We start from the raw sequence: 23,285 nt of genomic DNA, 5'->3' as shown, positions 1-23,285 counted from the left end.
CGAGAGGGGGAATAGTTACTGTATATTTATATAAAAAAATTAATTAATGAAACTCTATGGAAGAAAAGAAGAAATTATAGAAGTGAACAGACAACTGAAGAAGAGGGGTTAATCATTTATTAGGTCAGAGAGTTGTTTGTGGAAATAATTGGTGTATAGATGATTGCAAATTCAGTATTGACTTTTATCATTGGGAGGGTTGATAGCTGTGTGATTAGCATATGAGATACCTATCAACCATCAATACAATTTAAATAAGAGGAGGGGAATGCTTTATGAAAAAACGCAGTAAAATTACATGTGCCAGTCTAGCACTTTTAATAGGTGGAAGTTCCCTGTTATACATAACATCAAACTCAATTGTAAAAGCAGAACCCATGCAAAATGTATCTAGCTCGTTACAAACAAGTACTCAAAGCGATCGTACTTCCGTTAAGAACGCAATACGGGATGCACTACAACTTGGATACCCGGGAATACTCGCTAACATTTCTAAGGGTGGTAAAACTTGGAGTTATGCCGCTGGGATAGCGGATGTGAGAACCAAGAAACCAATGAAAGCAGATTTTCGCTTTCGTATTGGCAGTGTGACGAAAACGTTCATTGCAACAGTTCTACTTCAATTATCTGGAGAGAATCGTTTGAATTTAGACGACTCCATTGAAAAATGGTTGCCTGGTGTCATTCAAGGAAACGGATATGATGGTAACCAGATTACGATCCGGCAAATATTGAATCATACAAGTGGTATTGCTGACTATATGAATTCAAAAGACTTCGATATTATGGATACAAAAAAATCGTATACGGCTGAAGAATTTGTAAAGATGGGGATTTCACTTCCCCCAGAATTTGCCCCAGGAAAGGGTTGGTCTTATTCAAACACAGGATACGTATTACTGGGGATCCTTATTGAAAAAGTAACTGGCAACAGCTATGCGGAAGAGATTGAAAATCGGATTATTGAACCGCTTGATTTGTCAAATACATTTCTACCTGGTAATTCAAGCGTAATTCCAGGCACGAAGCATGCCCGTGGCTATATCCAACTAGACGGAGCAAGTGAGCTAAAAGACGTTACGTATATTAACCCAGGTAGCTCGGATGGGGATATGATTTCTACTGCTGACGATTTAAATAAATTCTTCTCATACTTACTCAGTGGTAAATTGCTGAAGGAACAGCAGCTAAAAGAAATGCTTACTACAGTTCCTACAGATAGAGAAGGAACGGGATATGGTCTTGGAATCGTTGAATTTAAGCTTCCGAATGGTGTCTCGGTATGGGGACATAGAGGTAGCGTTCTAGGGTTTTCCACTTTTGTTGGTGGAACACTTGGAGGCAAACATACATTGGCCGTCAATTTGAACAGCTTTAATTTTAGTAATCCTGATCCTTTTAAAAGTATTTTACTTGCTGAATTTAGGAAGTAGGCAAAAAGGCGAAATGGATAAGTTTTGTCATAGGTTTATAGTTTAAAATATATCATTTTGGTGCAAAAAACAACTTGCTCTAAAAAATTTAATACTCGTAATTAAGTATAAAAGAACGCTATCGCTTTAAGACAATATTTCAGGAGGGTTTTATGAAAAAGAAAATGATTACTGCATTTGGTGTTTCTGCTATAATACTGACTAATTTTGTAGGAAGTACTTATGCAGACTCGAAAACAGGAGTTTCTGTTACAGCTCCCTACAATAAAAATCAAATAGCGGAATGGTTAGAAATGCACGCGAAGCCTTTAAGAACAACGAATCCAAATTCACCTTTTAATGATTTAAAACCACTTAAGAATATGGTAGGTTCAGCTTCAATTGTAGGTTTAGGTGAAGCTACGCATGGGGCTCATGAAATTTTTACGATGAAAAACCGTATTGTGAATTATTTAGTATCTGAAAAGGGCTTTACCAATCTAGTTTTAGAAGAGGGGTGGGACAGAGCTTTAGAACTTGATCGATATGTTCTTACTGGTGAGGGAAATCCAAGCCAACATCTATCACCTGTATTTAAGACGAAAGAAATGTTAGATTTACTTGATTGGATTCGGCAATATAATGCTAATCCAAAACATAAATCTAAAGTGCGTATCATCGGGATGGACATTCAATCAGTAAACGAGAATGTTTATAATAATATAATAGAATATATTAAAAGAACCAATTCAAAACTTGTGCCGAGGATAGAAGAGAAGATAAAAGGTCTTATTCCTGTAACAAAGGATATGAATACTTTTGAAAGCCTTACGAAAGAAGAAAAAGAAAAGTATATTTCAGATGCTAAACAAATTAGTGCTTTATTAGAGGGAAATAAAAGTTATTTAAATGGGAAATCTAAAGAGTTCGCATGGATAAAACAAAATGCTCGTATTATTGAACAGTTTACTACAATGTTAACGTCACCTCCTGATAAACCATCTGATTTATATTTGAAACATGATATCGCAATGTATGAAAATGCGAAGTGGACTGAAGAACATTTAGGAAAAACTATTGTATGGGGGCATAATGGCCACGTTTCGAAAACAAATATGCTTCCTTTTGTATACCCTAAAGTAGCTGGGCAGTATTTAGCAGAGTATTATGGAAAACGGTACGTATCTATTGGAACATCAGTTTATGAAGGACAATACAATGTCAAGAATAGCGATGGTGAATTTGGCCCATATGGAATATTAAAATCGGATGATCCAAACAGTTATAACTACATCTTTGGACAAGTTAAAAAAGATCAATTTTTTATTGATTTACGTAAGGCAAACGGCGTGACAAAAACTTGGTTGAACGAACAACATCCAATTTTCGCTGGAGTAACTACCGAAGGGCCTGATATACCAAAAACAGTTGATATATCATTAGGTAAAGCGTTTGATATACTTGTTCAAATTCAAAAAGTGAGTCCATCTCAACTACATCAATAAATTTAGAATAATGTACCTTAATGAAGTGTAGTGTTAAGTGTCAATAGAGTTGTTTGAATATGTCAGTTAGGTTATTTTCATTAAAGAATTATTAAATGGAATAAATGTTTTTAAATTAGAGACGATGTGGTGGGATAGAAGCACAGTATCATCAAGTTAACAAAATAAAATTCTACCTAAAATGAAAAAATACGCTATTCTTTCTATAGAATCATAGGAAAGGATGGCGTTTTTTGATCTAATCTATTACTACAATTTGCTCAAGGAATTTAAAATTTTTTATGCAAAAATACCTTACGAAATCTTACTAAAAATGTTGGTTTTGTACAATGAACCACATATCCATCAAGCTAAAGAACTAGTTACCCAAAAACTAGAAAAAGAGTGTGTTGTGAAACAAATATGAAGCAATTTTACCGCATGGAAAAGCTAAATATAGTATGTAAATGAAAGGGAATGAGGGAATTTATTTTCCGTTATGAAAAAAATTTTCTTTTTAAAACTTGATTAAAGAAAAAATATTTTATATACTAATTCATGTAAACGGTTTACTAAATCGTATTTTGCTAGAAACGAAGGGAAGATTCGCATGGAAACAAGGGGGAGAGTAATCGGGATTGATATCGGTACCACAAGTACGAAAACGGTTGTATTCACTGAAAACGGTAAAGTCGTTGCATCACATGCAATTGATTATCCAATCATTCAACCGAACGTCGGATGGGCGGAGCAAGATCCTGATGTAATATGTGCCGCTGTATACAAAAGTGTAAGCGTTGCCATTAAAAAAGGTAATGTACTACCAGAAGATATTTCTTCAATCGGTATTAGTACAGCTATGCACGCATTAATTGCAGTAGATGAAAACGGTGCGCCGTTAACGCGTTCTATCATTTGGGCAGATAATCGAAGTACGAAGCAATCAGAAAAATTATTACAACAAATGAATGGGCATGAAATTTATAGACGTACAGGTACACCAATTCATCCGATGTCACCACTTTCTAAATTGTTATGGATGAAAGAAGAGGAACCAGAGTTATATACAAGTGCTTATAAATTCATTTCCATTAAAGAGTATGTGATTTACCAATTATTTTCACGCTACGTAGTTGATTATTCGATTGCTTCTGCTACGGGGTTATTTAATTTAGAAACATTAAACTGGGATGAAGATGTTTTAACTATGTTACATATGTCACCAGAACAATTATCAACACCTGTACCAACTACATATATTTTATCGGGAATGAAACCGGAATTAGCACAAAAAATGGGCATTCATGAAGATACTCCAGTTGTTATTGGTGCGAGTGATGGTGTTCTTGCAAATGTAGGTGTTGGTGCAATATCACCTGGCTCCGCTGCAATTACGATTGGGACAAGTGGTGCGGTTCGAACTATTGCATCGAGTGTTAATACAGATGAAAAAGGAAGAACTTTTTGTTACGCATTAACAGATGAGCACTGGGTTATCGGTGGGCCAACGAATAACGGTGGAATATTACTTAGGTGGTTACGTGATGAATTTGGTAGCCCGGAACAAGAGGTAGCGAGGAAGCTTGGGATTGATCCTTATGATTTATTAATTAAGTATGCGGAAAGTGTACCAGCTGGAGCAGATGGATTACTATTTTTACCGTTTCTATCTGGAGAACGTGCACCCTACTGGAATGCAAATGCTCGAGGTACATTCTTTGGGATAAACCTTCAGCACAAACGAGAACATTTTATACGAGCAGTTATGGAAGGTGTCTGTATGAGTGTATATTCAGTTGCACTTGCAATCCGTGATTGTACAGGACCACTTACTGAAATACGTGTTTCAGGAGGATTTGCGAAGTCTGCATTTTGGAGACAAATGCTCTCCGATATGATGGGAAAAGAATTGCTTGTTCCTGAAAGTCATGAAGCATCTGCGCTTGGGGCAGCGGCACTTGCTTTATATGCGGTAGGAAAAATTGATTCTCTTGACGAGGTGAAGGATTGGATTGATATTGTCCATCACCATGTACCAAATAAAGAAAATACGGCTATTTATTTAGAAATGTTTTATATGTATGAACGACTTTACAATCGATTGAAAGAAGAATTTGATTGTATAGCTGCTTTCCAACGTAAACAATAGGGGGATTGGGAGAAATGGTAGTTGGGATTGTACTAGCGGCAGTTGTCATACTACTTCTACTTATTACAGTAGTGAAATGGCATCCATTTGTCGCATTAATTTTAACAGCAATCGGAGTTGGGCTAGCAATGGGGATGCCCTTGGTTGCAACTTCACCACAACATCCAGGGATTATTGATTCTATTAAATCGGGTCTTGGAAGTACGTTAGGGTTTTTAGCAATTGTTTTAGCATTAGGAACGATGCTTGGGAAAATGATGGCCGAATCTGGCGGTGCTGAACGAATTGCTAACACATTAATTGATCGTTTTGGGAAGAAACGTGTTCACTGGGCAATGATGTTTGTTGCATTTTTAGTAGGGATTCCGGTGTTTTTCCAAGTTGGATTTGTACTATTAATTCCATTAGTATTTACAATCGCCATAGAAACAGGGGTATCACTTATTACAATCGGTATTCCGCTTGTAGCAGGTCTTTCAGTTGTACATGGACTTGTTCCACCACATCCAGCAGCGATGGCAGCGGTAGGTATTTTTAAAGCAGATGTAGGGAAGACAATTTTATATGCATTAATTGTCGGACTTCCAACTGCAATTATTTCGGGGCCGCTTTACGGAAAATGGATCGGTGCTCGTATACATAAAGAAGTGCCGTTAGATATAGCGGAGCAATTTATTGAAAGAGACAAGAAGAAAGAACTTCCTAGCTTCGGAAATACATTGTTTACTATTTTACTTCCAGTATTTCTTATGCTTGGTGCATCCATTGCTGAAGTAGCGTTACATAAAACGAGTCAACTTGCACAAGTGTTACACTTTATTGGAGATCCAATAGTCGCTTTATTAATTGCAACGATTTATTCTTTCTTTAGTCTTGGTTATGCAAAAGGATTTTCTAAAGATAAAGTATTACAATTTACAAATGATTGCTTAGGGCCAATTGCAAACATACTGTTAGTAATTGGTGCTGGTGGTGCGTTTAATAAGGTGTTATTAGATTCTGGAATTGGTACTACAATTGCTGAAATGGCGAAAGAATCACATATTTCACCAATATTACTTGGATGGGGAATTGCAGCACTTATCCGAGTTGCAACGGGATCAGCTACTGTTTCTATGATGACAGCAGCTGGAATTGTAGCACCGATTGCAGCAAGTACACCTGGGGTAAATGTTGAACTACTAGCACTTGCAACAGGCGCAGGGTCATTAATTTTATCACATGTGAATGATTCTGGATTTTGGATGATTAAAGAGTATTTCGGAATGACTGTGAAAGAAACATTATTAACATGGACTGCAATGGAGACGATACTATCAGTTGTAGCACTTGGATTAATTTCGTTATTAAATATATTTGTATAGAATGGGAGATTGATTAATATGAAACTAGGTTTAATTGGATTAGGAAAAATGGGATTCCCATTAGCTGAACACTTACATGAAGACAAGCATGAAGTAGTTGTATACGATGTAAATAAAGAGCTTGTAGAAAAGGCAGGAAAACTAGGAATTACTGCACGTCATACATTAAAAGAAATGATCGCTGAATTAGAAGCTCCTCGTACGATCTGGGTAATGGTGCCTGCAGGAGAAGTTGTAGAGTCAGTATTAAAAGATGTGTATCCGTTATTAGATGAAGGTGATATCGTTATTGAAGGTGGAAATTCATTCTATAAAGATACGTTACGCCGTGCTGAAGAAGCAAAAAGCTTCGGATTACATTATGTAGATATCGGTACATCTGGCGGTGTAGAAGGAGCTAGATACGGTGCTTGTTTAATGGTTGGTGGAGAAAAAGAAATTTATTACCAATTAGAACCTTTATTTAAAGATTTAGCAGTAGAAAATGGCTATTCTTATGCTGGCCGCGTTGGTAGTGGTCATTTCTTAAAAATGGTTCATAACGGTATTGAGTACGGCATGATGCAAGCAATCGCTGAAGGATTTGAAGTACTAGATAAGAGTGACTTTGATTTCAATTATGAAGATGTTGCAAAAGTATGGGCGAACGGATCAGTAATCCGCGGTTGGTTAATGGACTTAACTGAAAAAGCATTTGCAGATGATCCTAAACTTGATGGCATTAAAGGTGTAATGAACTCTTCAGGAGAAGGGAAATGGACTGTTGAAACTGCGCTTGAGTTACAAGCAGCGGCACCAGTAATCGCGATGTCATTATTTATGCGCTATCGTTCTCAGGAAGATGATACATTCCACGGAAAAGTAGTTTCAGCACTACGTAATCAGTTCGGTGGACATGAAGTTGTAAAAAAATAAGGATGTTTTTGAAAAGAAACTTGTGCATAAGCGCAAGTTTCTTTTTTATAGTTTAAGAAATTACTAATTTAAAAATACCAATCAATCATCGTTTTTTTGTCACAAATGACAGCTTCAACATTCATTGATTGAACAATATATTCTATATTTTCTTCTTTAGCTAATAATAAGGTTGTAAAGGAATCGTATATACTCATAAACGCATACTCATTGTCTTCTCCAGTAATAATTAACTCATTATTGCTAATGTCCCAAATATCTAATGGAGTAGTATTATTTACCTGTAATAATCCGTTTGTATCAAGAATTGGTTCAGAGAAATATAGATTTTTTGCACCTTTAGAACCGAGGAGTTTAAGTAATTTGTGTAATAAAAATATAGACGTATAATCTTCTGTTGGATAATAAAGATCTTTTTTTAAGTTTGAATGTAGCTTTTCAGCTAAATCCTCTCTTTTATATTCTTCTGAAAAGGCACTAATGGAAGTCAACATGGCCATTGCTAGGTCTGCGTATGAATGTAATCCACTACAAGACATTATTTCCTTCCAATAAACGGATTTCCCATTGTGAATGATTTCTTCAGCGCTAGGATAGATGTGCTCATATGGTCTTTTTCTCACAGACTTTTCCCATCCTAAAGGCATTTGGACAAATGGATGTAGCAATATAGCTGCAGATTTAAAATTACTTGGTAGTTGTTCTAAAATTGGTGATTTGTCATCTAGCCAAATGTAATCCAACAAAATATAACCTCCTTTTAGACTTTGAAATGTACGGATTCCCGTATTATGTTTTTTTGTATTGATTGTATCAAATATAAAGCGAAGCATGAAATATGTCCCAACATAAAAGTAAGAATAAATAAAATGAAGTTTTCATAAATAGTAAAAGGGTGCTTATGTCATCAGTATAGCTAAAAAATGTTGTTACATATGAGAAGAGCGTGTTAATAAAATATGAGGTGGTTAAATGGGAAATGAGCAAGTGAAGTCTGCAAAGGAAGAAAAAAAGTTATGTCTTTGTATGATTGTCAAAAATGAGTCTAGAATTATGGAAAGATGTTTAAATGCAACAAAATCAATTGTAGATTATGTTTCTATTTGTGATACTGGATCGACGGATAATACGCCTGAAATTATTGAAAATTGGTGTAAGGAAAATGAGATACCTGGGACGGTTCATCATGAGCCGTTTAAAAACTTTGGTTATAACAGAAGTTTAGCTGTTTCATTAGCGCAAAAAACATATCCAGAAGCAGATTATTTATTAATATTAGATGCGGATATGATTTTAGAGGTTGATCCGAATTTCGATAAAACGAGCTTAACGGAAGATCATTATCTTACATTGCAATATGATGTTCATATTAAATATTGGCTTACACGTCTTTTGAAAGCTTCTTTACCATGGAAATCTGTCGGTGTTACTCATGAGTATTGGGATATAGATCGCTCAAAAGTTGGAGCGAATTACAATACGAGGGTAGATCGGTTAGAGACTCTTGTCGTGAATGATCCCGGAGATGGCGGGAGTAAAGCTGATAAATTTGAAAGAGATGAGAGGTTGTTGTTACAAGGAATAAACGACCCAGAAACAACGCCAGATTTGCATATAAGATATTTATTTTATTTAGCTCAGACTTATTTTCATTTAAGTCAATTTGAAGATTCGATTAAATGGTATAAAAAACGAGTGGAAGCAGGGGGTTGGGTTGAAGAGGTATTCTATTCGTTATTGCGAATAGGATTTTGTTATGAGCAGTTAGCAAATCGTTCAGCAAATAAACAAAATGAAGTGACAGATGCTGATGAAAAAGAAAATGTTAAAGGGCAAGAAGAGAAATATTTAGCATTAGCTGTTTTTTATTTTCAAAAAGCGTGGGAATATAGACCAACTCGGGCTGAACCATTATACCAACTTGCAAGGTTGTATCGATTACGATCTCAAAACAATATTGCTTTGATGTATGCTCTGCAAGGGAAGGAAATTCCTTTTCCAAAGGATGATCTTTTATTTGTAGATTATCATGTGTATGATTACTTATTTGACTATGAAATTTCTATTAGTGCTTTCTATATACCTCATAAAAAACATTTAGGGGCGGTGTCGCAAAAGTATTTGGAATCGATTAAAGAAGAGATTCCATTTCATATAGCAAATGTAGTAGAGAATAATGCGAAATTTTATTAAATACATTTTCGGTTAAAGGAGTAGTGGAGTAATCATGGAATTAATGCGATGGGCGATTGAACTAGGAGAATCGGTGCATGGAAATACGTATGAAGAATTGATGCCACTACTAGACTATTATTATGATCGTGATCATTTAAAAGCGTATTGTATCGCAAATCTTCTTTTAAACATGGATGTATTAGATGAACATCGTGAAAGAATCGAATTAAGAAGATGCATCGCTGCTTATTATGCTGGATTATATAAAGTGGCAAGAAAACATGCAAATGAGTTGGTACTTAAACATCCGGATGTAGATTTATATAAAAATAATTTAAAATTAATGGAAGTTTATTTGAATAAAGAATATGATTATTGTCTTTTTATATGCCCAAAAACATACGGTAGTTTCATAGATGTTGCGCGAGCTTTGAAATGGAGGTTGGAGCAGGAGGGAAATACAGTAATTATATCAGAAACAATACTGGGAAATGTAAAGAATACAGTTGTTTTTGGAGCGCATACATACGCTTATAACCCGAATCTCCTTCCGCAAGATGCAATTATTTATAATTTAGAACAGCTATACGAAGGAAGTCCATATGCGCACCCGCTTTATTTAATATTATTAAAAAATAGAGTGATTTGGGATTATAGTAAACAAAATATAGAATGGTTAAAACAAAAAGGGGTAGGAAAAGAAATAAAACATGTAGGAATGAACTATGCTCCAACTTTGGAAATAAAAAAAGATGCATTTGAAGATGACATTACTGAAGATATTGATATTCTGTTTATAGGTGCTCTTAATCCGAGGCGGCAAGCTATTTTTGATCATCTAAAAGCGATTGCCCCAAATTTAAATATAGTTTTTAAAAATAATGCGTGGGGAATTGTTAGAAATGAATTGATTGCTAGAGCTAAAATTATATTAAATATTCATTTTTACTTATCAGGAATTCTTGAAACACCTCGCGTGTCTTATGCAGTCGCAAATAAGAAATTTATTATTTCCGAAAATAGTAATCCAGAAGATGAGGTAGAGTGGCCGGGAATTGTATTTACTCCGTACGAAAAAATAATTGAAAACGTAATGAAATATATAGAATTACCAGAAGAACGAAAAGAATTAGCGAAAAAAGCATATTACCATTTTGAAGCAAATAAAAGCATAGGTACAATAAGTCAGAATGGTGAAACAAAGTAATAGCGCGAAACTCATACGAAAGTATGAGTTCTTTTTTCGTGTATCATACTATTTGATTAAGGAAGTTCCCTCTTTATATTGTGTTTTGTATAGAAATTTCTGATAATATATAAGTAGAATTTGAAAACAAAGGGGAGAATTGTTTATGAAACTAGTCGTTATTAACGGTACACCAAGAAAATTAGGTAGAACTCGCGTTGTGGCAAAATATATTGCAGATCAATTTGAAGGGGAATTATACGATTTAGCAATAGAGGAATTGCCTTTATATAATGGCGAAGAATCGCAACGTGATTTAGAGGCAGTAAAAAAATTAAAAGCGTTAGTGAAAGCAGCAGACGGTGTAGTACTATGTACACCAGAATATCATAATGCAATGAGCGGAGCGCTGAAAAACTCGTTAGATTACTTAAGTAGTAGTGAGTTTATCCATAAACCTGTCGCATTACTAGCTGTTGCGGGGGGCGGTAAAGGAGGAATTAACGCATTAAATAGTATGCGAACTGTTGCTAGAGGTGTTTACGCAAATGCAATCCCAAAACAAGTAGTACTTGATGGACTTCACGTACAAGATGGTGAACTTGGAGAAGATGCAAAACCATTAATTCATGATGTAGTTAAAGAATTAAAAGCATATATGAGCGTATATAAAGAGGTGAAAAAACAACTAGGAGTGGAGTGATATGTCCTCGCTTTATCATGATTCTCGCTTGTATTACATTCTAGGAGCCAATAGTCTATCAGCCATTGGTTCCGGGATTGTTATGATTACGATCCCATGGTTGTTAATTAAAGAAGGTGGGGGAGAGACAACGTTTGGTTATGTTTCGATCGTTGCAACCCTCATTATGTTTTTATTCACACCATTCATTGGGCAAAGTATTGATCGTTTTTCAAGAAAATCTTTATTGTTATGTAACGAAGGTATCGGGATAGCCGTTATAGGAATGATGACTATATGGGGATTTGCCGGGCAATCTTATCATTCTATTCATTACATTATTATTTATATAGCAGGGTCATTCTATTATCTATTATTCTATCCTACAATTTTTGCATTTAACCAAGAAATATTTCAAGCAGAACATTATAAAAGTTTAAGTGGAACGATGGAGATACAAGGACAGTTAACACAAGTTATTTCAGGAGCAGCTGCGAGTTTTTTAATTGAAATTGTTTCTTTGAAATGGATCTTGTTAGTAGATATGTTAACTTTTGCAGGAGCATTTTTTCTTTTCTTATGTATACCGTACGTAAAGAAAAAAGAAGTGAAACGGAAAGTACCGTTTAAGAAGCAATTGTTCGAAGGAATTCACTTTATGAAAAAGTGTCCTAAGCTTTTTTGGTTTTTACTTGCCACTTATATGCCGTTTATCGGTGTTATGATGGCAAATTATTTAATACCAGTTTATATTTCAGATATACTTAAAGCCAATGCTTCTGTATACGCAGTAGAAGGTATGATGTACGGTGTCGGAGCGGTTATTGCGGGAATCAGTATTCCACTCATAATGAAGTATGTCAAAACAGAAGTTTCAATCGTTTTGACGATGATCATTTATGTAATTTCAATTACCATAATGATCATTGAACCGTCCGTAATGCTGTTATATGGACTAGCGATTTTTCATGCGATTGGAAACGCTGGAACAAGAGTCGCGAGAAATGTATTGATGATGGAGGAAATCCCAAACGAAGTAATGGGACGAGTGGACAGCTTATTTCGCTTAATTGGTACAGGAATACGAATAGTAATATTAATGGTGTTTACAGCAGGTGTATCTAAAGTTGGGGTAATGCTCCCATTTTACCTATTAAGCTGTATATTGATCCTATCATTAGGAATCGCTCTTTACTATGTGATATCACAACGTAAAATCAGAGCGGATGTTCCGAATAAATCACTCGTTTAAAAATTACTTCTGCCTCCCTTTCTTTTTCTATATAATAAAAAGAAAGGGAGTGTTAACTTATTTATGAACAAATGGATATTACTTATAATCTTATTACTACCGCCACTATACATTATTTATATGACGTTTCGAATGAATAAAGTTGCTCGTGAGAAATTGAGTAATCACTCTCCATACGTTCTTATATTAGGTGCAAAGTTATTTGGAGATAGACCGTCTTTATCACTTCAAAACCGTTTGGATGTAGCGTTGGAATATTTATATTCTCACCCTGAGGTGAAAGTAATTGTTTCAGGTGGTCAAGGAGAAGATGAAGATATACCGGAAGCTCACAGTATGAGAAACTATTTAATGGTACACGGTATAGATGAGAGTCGTATTTTAATGGAAGACCGTTCGACAAATACGTATGAAAATTTGAAGTTTAGTATGGATTTATTTGATGTAAAACATGCGGTAGTTGTCAGTAATACGTATCATTTATATCGAACAAAAATAATTGCAAGGCGTTTAGGAATAAAGATGGAGGCATTAGCTGCAGAAACGCCAATGCGTTCTAAGAGAAAAATGTATGTGCGTGAATATGCTGCTATTATGAAAACAATATTGTTCGACCGTTAGAGCTCAAATGTGAGCTCTTTTTTATATAGAAACAATGCGTATCATTTGAAATGAATTCCATATTCCATCAAAATAAAGGAAACAACAATAAAGGAGTTGTATTTGTGATTCAATTTAATCATGTGTCAAAAGCGTATGAAGATGGCACAAAAGCAGTGGATTCATTGCATTTAGAAATTAAAAAAGGAGAATTTTTTGTTCTCATTGGTCCGAGTGGTTGCGGGAAAACAACGACAATGAAGATGATTAATCGTTTGATTGAAACGACAGAAGGTTCAATTTTAATCGATGGAAAAGATATTCAACAATATAATATAAATGAATTACGTTGGAATATAGGATACGTGTTGCAGCAAATTGCTTTATTTCCACATATGACAATCGCTGAAAATATTGCAGTTGTTCCTGAAATGAGAAAATGGAGCAAAAAAGAAATAAAAGCACGTGTCGATGACTTGCTACAGATGGTTGGGCTCGATCCAGATGTATATCGTGATCGTATGCCTGATGAATTGTCAGGAGGGCAAAAACAACGTGTCGGTGTCGTACGGGCATTAGCCGCAAATCCGAAAATTGTTCTTATGGACGAACCATTTAGTGCGTTAGATCCGTTAAGCAGGGAGCAACTTCAGAAGGATATCGTACAACTGCAAAAAAAGATTCAAAAAACGATCGTGTTTGTAACGCACGATATGCAAGAGGCATTATCACTTGGTGATCGCATTTGTGTAATGAGAGCAGGAAAAGTTGTTCAATTAGATACACCTGAAGGTATTATACATAATCCGAAAAATGAGTTTGTTGAGGAGTTCATTGGAAATCGTGGGCGACAATGGTATGAGGGAATAATTATAGAAGATGTAATGCCACTAGACGATCATACACGAATAGAAGGAGCTGCTTTATCTTTACATGCTCCTTTACAAGAAGCACTAGTCCGTTTACAAACTGAAGAATCAGTGCCGGTTGAAAAAGATGGTCAATATGTTGGTATGTTAACAAGTCGTCATATTGTCAATTATATTGTTGAACAAATGAAGGAGAGAGGCTAAACAGTGACTGATTTTATTCAAACGTTCCAAGAAAGAAAAATAGAATTGCTAAGTGCATTAAGTGAGCATTTACAAATATCGCTTATTTCACTATTTTTTGCAGTAATTATTGCAGTGCCACTTGGCATTATATTAACGAGAAAAGAACGAATGGCTGAATTTATAATAGGGACTTCTGCTGTTATGCAGACAGTGCCCTCACTTGCTTTACTTGGACTATTAATTCCGTTAGTAGGAATTGGAAAACTGCCAGCTATAATCGCATTAGTTGTGTATGCACTATTACCTATTTTACGAAATACATATACAGGAATACGGGAATTAGATGAATCACTTATAGAAGCGGCGAGAGCTATGGGGATGAATAGCTGGAAAAGGTTATGGAAGGTAGAGCTTCCGCTCGCGTTGCCAATTATTATGGCTGGTATTCGTACAGCGATGGTATTAATTGTTGGAACGGCTACATTAGCTGCTTTAATAGGTGCTGGTGGGCTCGGTAAGCTCATACTACTCGGGATCGATCGAAATGACCATGCGCTTATCATTTTAGGGGCCGTACCAGCTGCGTTACTCGCTTTATTCTTTGATATAGTACTTCGCATACTTGAGAGTCCCAAACGCTCTTCTAAGCGCGTTATATTGACGATATGTATAGTTGTAGTTATGATTGCTACTCCATTTCTATGGAATACACAAAAGAAAGATATAGTTATTGCTGGAAAACTTGGATCGGAGCCAGAAATTTTAATTCAAATGTACAAACAACTTATTGAACAGGATACAGATTTACAAGTAGAATTAAAGCCGGGTCTTGGGAAAACAGCATTTGTATTTGAAGCGTTAAAATCAGGTGAAGTAGATATATATCCAGAATTTTCAGGAACAGCCTTATCTACTTTCGTGAAAGAAGAACCGAAAAGCACAAATCGTGAGGAAGTATATGAACAAGCTCGCGTTGGAATGGAAAAAAAATATAATATGGTTATGTTAAATCCAATGGAGTATAACAATACATATGCACTAGCGATGCCGAAAAAAATAGCAGATCAAAAGAATATAAATACAATTTCTGATTTAGGAAATATTGCACAGGAAGCTAAAGTAGGATTTACATTAGAATTTGCAGATCGTGAAGATGGTTATAAAGGAATGCAAAAGTTATATAACTATAAGTTTTTAAATGTTAAAACGATGGAACCGAAACTGCGTTATAGTGCAATTCAATCTGGTGATGTGAACGTAATCGATGCATATTCAACGGATAGTGAATTGGAGCAATACGGACTTAAAGTGCTAAAAGATGATAAAGGATTATTCCCACCTTATCAAGGTGCGCCGTTATTAAGAAAAGAGACATTACAAAAATATCCTGAACTTGAAAAAGTATTAAATAAATTAGCTGGAAAGATTTCAGATGAAGAAATGCGAAAAATGAATTATGAAGTAAATGTGAATGGTAAAAGTAGTGAAGAAGTAGCGAAACAATTTTTACAAAAAGAGAATTTACTTCGTTAATTTTACAAGAAATATACAATTTTATATGTTTAAAATGACCGCTCATTACAAAATGAGCGGTTTTTTTGTGCATACTTATACATTTTTTCAAAAAAGTATTCCATTTTTCTTCATTTTCTTTTAGAATAAGTAATGTTTTCCTGAAAAAATATAAGAGAAACGTCTATTAGAGAAAAAGGTGACTTTAATAGTTGAACGAACATAACACCTAGAATGACAGATGGGGTGGTACAAATAGAAAAGAAGTTAGGATTTTTTCCGTTAATCGCATTAGTAGTTGGAACGATGGTTGGTGGCGGTGTTTTTAGTTTACCGCATGATTTAGCAGTAGGAGCAAATAGTGGTGCAACGATAATTGGTTGGTGTATTACAGCAATGGGAATGATTCCACTTGCGCTCGTATATCAAACGTTAGCAAGACAAAAACCGGAGCTTGAGGGCGGAATTTATAGTTATGCACGAGCTGGATTCGGTGAATATATTGGTTTTAACAGTGCTTGGGGATACTGGCTGGCAGGGATTTTAGGAAATGTTGCAACAATTATGCTACTGTTTAGTACATTAGGTTACTTCTTCCCAATTTTTAAAGGTGGAAATAATGTTGCGTCAATCGTAGGTGCATCACTTTTACTATGGACATTGCATTTTCTAATTTTATTTGGAATTCGTGAAGCTTCCATTATGAATGTTATTGCAACAGTAGGGAAATTAGTTCCGATCTTATTATTTATTGTCGTAATGGTAACAGCGTTTCGCTGGGATACATTTACACATGATTTTTGGGGAGAAGGAACAATCTCACTTTCCGCTATTCTTGGTCAAGTGAAAAATACAATGCTTGTAACGCTATGGGTGTTCATTGGGGTTGAAGGAGCAGTTGTATTATCAGGAAGAGCAAAAAATAGTAGGGACGTTGGAAAAGCGACAGTACTTGGATTAATTTTAGTTATGTCTATTTATATTTTAATTTCTGTTCTGTCAATGGGAGCAATGACGCGAGGAGAACTTTCCGTTTTAGAAACTCCTTCAATGGGACATGTATTAGAACATGTTGTTGGGCCATGGGGTGCAATGGCAATTAATATTGGATTAGTTGCGTCACTTGTAGGTACATTAATTGGCTGGTTTTTACTTGTTTCGGAAATTTCTCACGTAGCAGGAAAAGATGGCGTGTTTCCGAAGGTCTTTACGAAAACCAATAAAAAGCAAACGCCACACATGGCATTATGGATTTCAAATATCGTTGCTCAAATTATATTTATAATTGTTCTGTTTTCAGAATCGACATATCAAATTATGTATTTTATTGCGTCAACATCAATATTATTACCATATTTATTATCAGCGCTATACCAATTCAAATTAGTAATTACAAATGAACTAAAAGATGCAAAAGTAAAAAATGGCTCGTTAGCTTTAATTGCCTCTATTTATTCTGTATGGCTTATTTATGCAGCGGGTTTAAAGAATTTATTACTCGTTTCAATCGTATATGGAATTGGGATTATCGTTTACATGTTTGCACGAAAAGAAAAAGGGAATCGTTGTTTTGTAGGTATAGAGAGCTATGTGATGTGGGCAATTGTTGTCGCAGCTATCACATCACTTTATCTGTTGATAACTGGAACGATAAAAATGTAAAAGTCCTTTTCATTTAAAGGGCTTTTTTCTTTGTGTAGAGAATATTTAATACATAAGATATTCAGGAGGGATGAAAATGGAAGAAAAAGAACAGTTGTCTAGAATAATTGATTTAGCTAGTGAGTTAAGGAAAGTATTAGTACAAGAATCTTTTTTTAATCATCATCCTGAACTAAGGGGAGTAATTGAAAATTTAGCGAGTTCTGTTGAGAATTTAGCGGAGTTGCAGCAAAATAAAGATGAAAACGCTGAGGATCGATTACGATATGTACTGGCTAAAATGAAAATTGCTCACAATGCTATTTTACAAGAGAAAAAAGCATTTCCATCTCATTAATATACGTTTTAATTTTGAACCTGGCGGATAACGTCAGGTTTTTTATTTCTAGTTTTTTTTTTCTTTCATACACTAAGAATAGTATGAAAAAAGAAGGTGATTAAGATGAAATTACATAAAGCTCTTCAGCCAAGTTTTATAAAACGAATGTACTATATGAGGTTTATCGGGAAATTTATAAAAGCGGAGAGAGAGAAGAATGGAGAGAACTTTTTTGTACAATGTCTATCGCCAATACCATCTAATTTACAAGAGCAATTTACAAATGAACATTATATATTTGAAGGGTTATGTAGCAATAAAAAGAATGAAAAGATTTTTTCAGAATTAAAGAAGAAGAAATTAGAAAAGCAATTGGTTATGTTTCGTCTTTATTATGAAAGAGGAAATGTGTACGTGGAGTTAATATGTACAGAAGAACCTAGAGAAATAGCAACTGGCTATAAAATGATTCCAGCACCTAAAGTTGCAGATAATAAAAAAAGAGAGTCTTTAGAACGAAAGCTTTGTAATGGTTATTTATCATTTCTTATGCCGAAATATCCAAAAGACTTTGAGTCTCCTGAATTACTGTGGCATGATGGAAGGTTATATGGAAATATATTGTTAAAGTCATCAATTAGTTCAATCGCGTATTTTGAACAAAATCGAGAATGTAAATATATAGACTTAAGTGACTGGATGAAGCATGTAGAAATCGCGGTAGAAGAGCAATTGTATTTCGTAAGTGATCAAGTGTATGAGCTATTAAAAAAACGAATAACGGAAGAAGGGAAGCTAGTTGAAGTAGAGGATATAAAAATACACAAGGAAGTATGGGAATGGGATGAGCGTGAATCATCCTTTTTACAGTATGTACAAAGTACGGTGCGTAATAAAGGGATGTATTTGGACGAAACAGATATTTATAATTTTCATATAAGTGTAAAAACCAATATGTTAACGATTCTTGGTGGTATACCGGGAGTTGGAAAATCACGCTTTGTGCAAGCTTATGCAGAGGCACTTGGATTACAGTATGGAGAAGAATTGGTTTGGATTCCGATTTCTCCATCGTATCAAGAACCACATGATTTACTTGGATATCTTCACCCAAATGGTACTTTTATTGAAAGTGAAACAAAGTTAGTTAGAGCGTTAATGAAGGCAAAAGAAAATCAAAATCAATTGTATATAATCGTTTTTGATGAAATGAACATGTCACATATTGAACACTGGTTTACTCCATTTCTATCTGTTCTTCAACTTGAAAAGGAAAATCGTATTTTGAATTTGTATGAGGGTGCGCAGAAATTAGAAAACCAAATTCCATCAAAAATTGAAATTGGAGAAAATATTATCTTTGTAGGTACTGTGAATTTTGATGAAACAACGAAAGAACTCTCTGATCGATTATTAGACCGAACCAATTTAATTACGTTACAAAAAATTCCGTTTTGTGAGATGTGCATGGTACAAGAGAAAGGTGTATTACAACCACCTCTGAAAGTAACAGCGGGAGAATTTCGGATAAATTGGATCAGAAAGAAATCTATGATTGAAGTGTTTTCTGAAGAAGAGTTAGAGCTATTAGATAAGTTGCATGTTGTATTGTCATCACATGATGCGTCAAAGGGAATTTCTTTTCGATGTGCAAATGCAATTGCTATGTATTTGCAAAATATACCGTTTCAAAATAATCATTCTTATATGATTAGCAGAGAAGAAGGTTTTGATTTACAAATAAAGCAACGTGTACTGACGAAATTAAGAGGTACTGAAATGATGGTTGGGTCATTACTTTCTGAAGAAGTAAAAAGGGGAGCGACTTTAGTACCTCTTTTGCAATCGCCACTTGCAAACAGAGTCTCTACATTTGAACACTCTTTAGCATATATAAGAGAAAAACGTAGAGAACTGGAGTTGTATGGATATGCGAAATGAAGAGCGGTATGAAACAGAAATCGTTGATACGAATGAAACGCTCCCTTTTGTATTAAAGTTAATCATAGGAACAGAGGCAAAAGGGGAGTATATTTTATTAAATCGTCTTTGCACATCTACTACAGCATTAGTTCAATGTATTTACAAAGTACAAGAATTAAAACCGATAAGATTGCATTACCATTATGAAAGTCCAATGAATATTACTTTCATATGGAATAAAGTGTATGAGGGCCAGAAAAATATAAAAGAGTCACAATACGAAATAAATGAAAAAAAACAAAAGGTACTAATTTATGAACATGGAAAAACGGAATTCTTTTATCCATGGCGATGTGGTTTATATCATTTTGAAGTTCGCATAGAAGACACAACGTATTATGGTGCTTTTCAAATCGTTCCAAAAAATTTTTTTGATGACCAATTTGAAATGATTCAAAACTATGTAAAGTCAATTTTAAATGAGTTGATTTTAGATAGAGGTTATTATAAAAAGACTTTCTCTGCCCTTAGTGATATTGAGGATTCTTCTTATTTAGTATTACTTAGAAAGCTGCCGCAAAAAATGAAAAAGATAAAACAAGTTTTTAAAAAGATTGAATCAAGTTCAAAATTTATACATGAATATAAATGGGAAGTGAAGGAACGGAAGGCAACGAGAAAAGGAACAATAATGGCGGAAAGAAAGTCCTATACGAAATATTATAATCGTAAGTTTATTGAACAAAAAAATAGTAGGGAAAATGCATTTCTTAAATTTAAAGCGATGCAATTTTATCATTATTTACTTGAAGCCGAAAGTTTTTTACGTCAAACAATTGAAATATTAGAAAGAGAAAAAAAGAAAAAATTAGAAGAGTTTCAAGCTGTAAAAACGATTATGCAAACAATTGAGCGTAATGGATCTGTGACTGATAGAGAGAAGCAAAAATATAAAAATATATATTTACTAAAAGAAGCCGATTTACGTAAAAGCTCTGTGAAAATACAAGAATATAAAATATTAGCTCATATTGTACGTGAAAGTGTACAATACTTTAAAACTTTAATATATTCCCCCTTTTGGAGAGAAGTTTCTGAAACGGGTAATATGAACTCATACGATTTACCAATTCCACATCAACAATTACTACAGCATTTAAACTTACTTCCACAATATACAGATCAATCTCCATCTTTATTATTTGTATATAAACCAACGTTTTTAGTGTATGAATATTACGCTTTTTTTATCGTTATTTCCATGCTAGAGCAAATTGGTTTTAAAGCTAGAAATCCCATTCGTGAACAAATACAAGAGCATTTTTATGTAGATGGGTTACAAGATGGGACGACAGTAGTTTTACATCAAGATGATATGAAGGTCCATGTTGCATTTAATGACTTAATTGAAACACACCCCCTTATTGCATTAAGTAAAGGGAGTAACTTTTATAATGGCGAGGATACAAAAAAACCAGATATTCGCTTAGACTGTTATGTAAAGGAAGAAGGGAAATACGTATATAAATCTTCTATTATTATTGAAGTGAAGTATAGCCCAATGTACAATATTTTTCAGCACGTTGGAAATACGAAAGCGACTGAGCAAATGTATAAATACTGGTCTATAAAGTATGTAGAAGAACAGAATGGAAAACGTGTTTTTCATCGACGGGCAATTTATGAAGTTATTTGTGTATATCCAGGAAGTCATATGCATAGTAAAAAAATTGAATCTGGGTGCGGTGTCTTTTTGCAATTATATCCATATAAGACGAAACAAGGAGAAGAAAAATTAGCAGGAAAACATGGGATGGTACAAATCTTTGAGAAGTGGTTAAAAAATAATAAGAAGTAAAAGAAATCCTTTTTCATAAAGGATTTCTTTTAGATTAAGAAGAATTATATGCTGTATGGAAGTAAGTAGGATGTAATTTGAAAAGTGATACACATAAGTTATTAGAATAACTGTACATGTGAGGTAAAAGACGACGAAGTTGGAATTTAATTCATTTTGCAGAATATAATAAGTCATAAATATTTTTAGTTGCATACGAAGATTTGTTCTTATATGATAGATAGTGAAAGCGTTATCAAAACAGAGCGACGATGGGAAAGGCGGGGAAATATGTTCCAGCGTGTTCAAACAAAGGAAGAACATTTTTGGTTCGAGCAACTATGGGGAGATTTTTGTGAAGAAAGAAACTTAATGTTCGTAGAACGTAATTTAAATCCAACACGATTTTTATTAATAGAAGATGAGCATCATATAGGTACAGTAGAGTGTATTAAGTATACGGTACCCGAACAATCAAATTCTGAGTTTTTCTATCCGTTTTCTAAAAATGATTTAGTGAAAGATTTGAAAAATGTGTATGAAATAGGCAAGCTAAGTATTGCGAAAACGTCTCGTGGGAGAGGGCATTTCAAAAGGCTAACAGCTATTTTATTTGTGCATGCGTTAGAAACGAAAGCGGAATGGTATATTGCAGCAGTTACAAAAAGAATGTATATGTATCTACTAACACTCGGTTTTCCTATAGAGCCGATAGACAATCCATTTCAGTTTCATGATACTTTACAAGGTGTACCAGTGCGAATTCATGCTCGAAAAGGAGTTACGCATTTGTATTCTTTAAAAGAATTTCGCGATGTGATTCAAGGGAATGCTCATGCACAGGCATTAATCGCGGAATACAGTAAGAATATTATGTTAACAAAATAATTAGAAGTGAATATATATAATATAGAGAATGATATATTAATATGGCAGTATCCTTCATGAAAAAATGACCCTTATTGTTTTAATAAGGGTCTAAAAATCATAATCCAAATATACTAAAAATCATTTTGCGGCGCTTCGGTTTCTTTTCTCTTTCATATGTTGGTTTTGAATCAGGAGTAATATATATGGGCTCTTCTTTTTTGAGGGAAGCTTCTAGCTTTTGGATTCGTTCTAACATTTCCTCCATTTCACGACGGTGTTGCAAAAGTTGGTACGTAACGACATCGTTTGCCTTATCTTGCATTTGCTCCTCCATTCGATCTAGCCTTCTTGTAATTGTGTGTAATTGAATAGCTAATTGTTCAAAGTCATTTGATGATGTGTTTTGAAAAATTGTGTTTACTTGAGTTTTTAATTTTTCAACATCATTTGATGATGTTTTTTGAGTAGGTTGAGAGTTTTGCGAATGCTCAATTTGAGAACGATGGTATTCTAACATTTGATCTACATCATCTTGTTTGAAAATAAAGTGACCATATTTATTTTTTTCTATCGTAAGATTTAATTGTTGTGCAATCCGGACAACAGCCTTGGGGCTAACACCTAACTTTTTTGCGATAAATGGTGTTTTATATTCCAAAATAATCCCTCCTATATATATCCTGTTGAATGATTTCGATCTATGAAGTAAGTTCCCTTCCGGTATGACAAAAGAAGTGTGGAATCGGCAAAGAAAGTGTTTTTTCACGAAATTAAGTTGTGAAGAATATATCGTTTATATAAAAATGATTCATCTTAAGATTTAGAATAATTTGATTTGACGAGGGGAAATGAATTAGATTATCATAATGATAAATATCTTTTTTATGT

Annotated in this window: 19 protein-coding genes; 17 read left to right on the top strand and 2 right to left on the bottom strand. The window is 34.4% G+C overall.

Features of this window, described 5'->3' with window-relative positions; all coding sequences use genetic code 11:
* Positions 1-275 precede the first annotated feature (275 nt).
* From A6J74_RS05710 to gnd, 5 genes are all read left to right on the top strand, one after another.
* On the top strand, positions 276-1,433 hold the full coding sequence (locus tag A6J74_RS05710) for a serine hydrolase domain-containing protein (RefSeq protein WP_000747388.1): 1,158 nt from the start codon (positions 276-278) through the stop codon (positions 1,431-1,433).
* A 152-nt stretch (positions 1,434-1,585) separates the two neighbouring features.
* Positions 1,586-2,917: an erythromycin esterase family protein gene (locus A6J74_RS05705; protein ID WP_000728394.1), complete on the top strand. Its 1,332-nt coding sequence runs from the start codon at positions 1,586-1,588 to the stop codon at positions 2,915-2,917.
* Between the two features lie 589 nt (positions 2,918-3,506).
* Complete coding sequence (gene gntK, locus A6J74_RS05695; protein WP_000450022.1) at positions 3,507-5,045, top strand: gluconokinase; 1,539 nt, start codon at positions 3,507-3,509, stop codon at positions 5,043-5,045.
* Positions 5,046-5,059: 14 nt separating this feature from the next.
* On the top strand, positions 5,060-6,409 hold the full coding sequence (locus tag A6J74_RS05690) for a GntP family permease (RefSeq protein ID WP_000260212.1): 1,350 nt from the start codon (positions 5,060-5,062) through the stop codon (positions 6,407-6,409).
* A gap of 18 nt (positions 6,410-6,427) precedes the next feature.
* Positions 6,428-7,324, top strand: a complete 897-nt coding sequence (gene gnd, locus A6J74_RS05685) for a phosphogluconate dehydrogenase (NAD(+)-dependent, decarboxylating) (RefSeq protein WP_000765983.1) — start codon at positions 6,428-6,430, stop codon at positions 7,322-7,324.
* Positions 7,325-7,392: 68 nt separating this feature from the next.
* Here gnd and A6J74_RS05680 read toward each other — a convergent pair whose 3' ends face one another.
* A complete protein-coding gene (locus A6J74_RS05680) occupies positions 7,393-8,157 on the bottom strand; it encodes a DUF2711 domain-containing protein (RefSeq protein ID WP_002047963.1) in 765 nt (254 codons plus the stop codon).
* A gap of 139 nt (positions 8,158-8,296) precedes the next feature.
* Between A6J74_RS05680 and A6J74_RS05675 the strand changes: the two genes are divergently transcribed.
* The 12 genes from A6J74_RS05675 (at position 8,297) to A6J74_RS05620 (ending at position 22,415) form a co-directional block, all read left to right on the top strand.
* Positions 8,297-9,517, top strand: a complete 1,221-nt coding sequence (locus tag A6J74_RS05675; protein WP_000526215.1) for a glycosyltransferase — start codon at positions 8,297-8,299, stop codon at positions 9,515-9,517.
* A 34-nt stretch (positions 9,518-9,551) separates the two neighbouring features.
* Positions 9,552-10,706, top strand: a complete 1,155-nt coding sequence (locus A6J74_RS05670) for a CgeB family protein (RefSeq protein ID WP_000422338.1) — start codon at positions 9,552-9,554, stop codon at positions 10,704-10,706.
* Positions 10,707-10,851: 145 nt separating this feature from the next.
* Positions 10,852-11,388 carry an NADPH-dependent FMN reductase gene (locus A6J74_RS05665; protein ID WP_000780368.1) on the top strand — a complete coding sequence of 179 codons (537 nt, stop codon included), beginning with the start codon at positions 10,852-10,854 and terminating at the stop codon, positions 11,386-11,388.
* A 1-nt stretch (position 11,389) separates the two neighbouring features.
* Positions 11,390-12,619 (top strand): MFS transporter, encoded by a 1,230-nt coding sequence (locus tag A6J74_RS05660; RefSeq protein ID WP_000097148.1) that lies wholly within the window; start codon positions 11,390-11,392, stop codon positions 12,617-12,619.
* 63 nt (positions 12,620-12,682) lie between these two features.
* A complete protein-coding gene (locus A6J74_RS05655) occupies positions 12,683-13,240 on the top strand; it encodes a YdcF family protein (RefSeq protein WP_001045784.1) in 558 nt (185 codons plus the stop codon).
* A 104-nt stretch (positions 13,241-13,344) separates the two neighbouring features.
* Positions 13,345-14,292: an ABC transporter ATP-binding protein gene (locus A6J74_RS05650; RefSeq protein WP_000614062.1), complete on the top strand. Its 948-nt coding sequence runs from the start codon at positions 13,345-13,347 to the stop codon at positions 14,290-14,292.
* A gap of 3 nt (positions 14,293-14,295) precedes the next feature.
* Positions 14,296-15,807 carry an ABC transporter permease/substrate-binding protein gene (locus tag A6J74_RS05645; protein WP_000129123.1) on the top strand — a complete coding sequence of 504 codons (1,512 nt, stop codon included), beginning with the start codon at positions 14,296-14,298 and terminating at the stop codon, positions 15,805-15,807.
* A gap of 213 nt (positions 15,808-16,020) precedes the next feature.
* On the top strand, positions 16,021-17,448 hold the full coding sequence (locus A6J74_RS05640) for a basic amino acid/polyamine antiporter (RefSeq protein ID WP_000129459.1): 1,428 nt from the start codon (positions 16,021-16,023) through the stop codon (positions 17,446-17,448).
* Positions 17,449-17,524: 76 nt separating this feature from the next.
* On the top strand, positions 17,525-17,785 hold the full coding sequence (locus A6J74_RS05635; protein WP_000391448.1) for a hypothetical protein: 261 nt from the start codon (positions 17,525-17,527) through the stop codon (positions 17,783-17,785).
* Positions 17,786-17,890: 105 nt separating this feature from the next.
* Complete coding sequence (locus A6J74_RS05630) at positions 17,891-19,708, top strand: AAA family ATPase (protein ID WP_000766161.1); 1,818 nt, start codon at positions 17,891-17,893, stop codon at positions 19,706-19,708.
* Positions 19,698-21,548, top strand: coding sequence for a hypothetical protein (locus A6J74_RS05625; RefSeq protein WP_001243345.1), 1,851 nt, complete (start codon positions 19,698-19,700; stop codon positions 21,546-21,548). Before A6J74_RS05630 ends, A6J74_RS05625 begins: the two co-directional genes overlap by 11 nt.
* 270 nt (positions 21,549-21,818) lie before the next feature.
* Complete coding sequence (locus A6J74_RS05620) at positions 21,819-22,415, top strand: hypothetical protein (RefSeq protein WP_000487809.1); 597 nt, start codon at positions 21,819-21,821, stop codon at positions 22,413-22,415.
* Between the two features lie 97 nt (positions 22,416-22,512).
* Here the strand turns inward: A6J74_RS05620 and racA are convergent, their stop codons facing one another.
* Positions 22,513-23,055 carry a chromosome-anchoring protein RacA gene (racA, locus tag A6J74_RS05615; RefSeq protein WP_000456002.1) on the bottom strand — a complete coding sequence of 181 codons (543 nt, stop codon included), beginning with the start codon at positions 23,053-23,055 and terminating at the stop codon, positions 22,513-22,515.
* Between the last annotated feature and the right edge of the window lie 230 nt (positions 23,056-23,285).

It is taken from the genome of Bacillus sp. FDAARGOS_235 (assembly GCF_002073415.2).
GTDB classification, from domain to species: domain Bacteria; phylum Bacillota; class Bacilli; order Bacillales; family Bacillaceae_G; genus Bacillus_A; species Bacillus_A toyonensis.
This window is presented reverse-complemented; position numbering and strand designations above follow the sequence as displayed.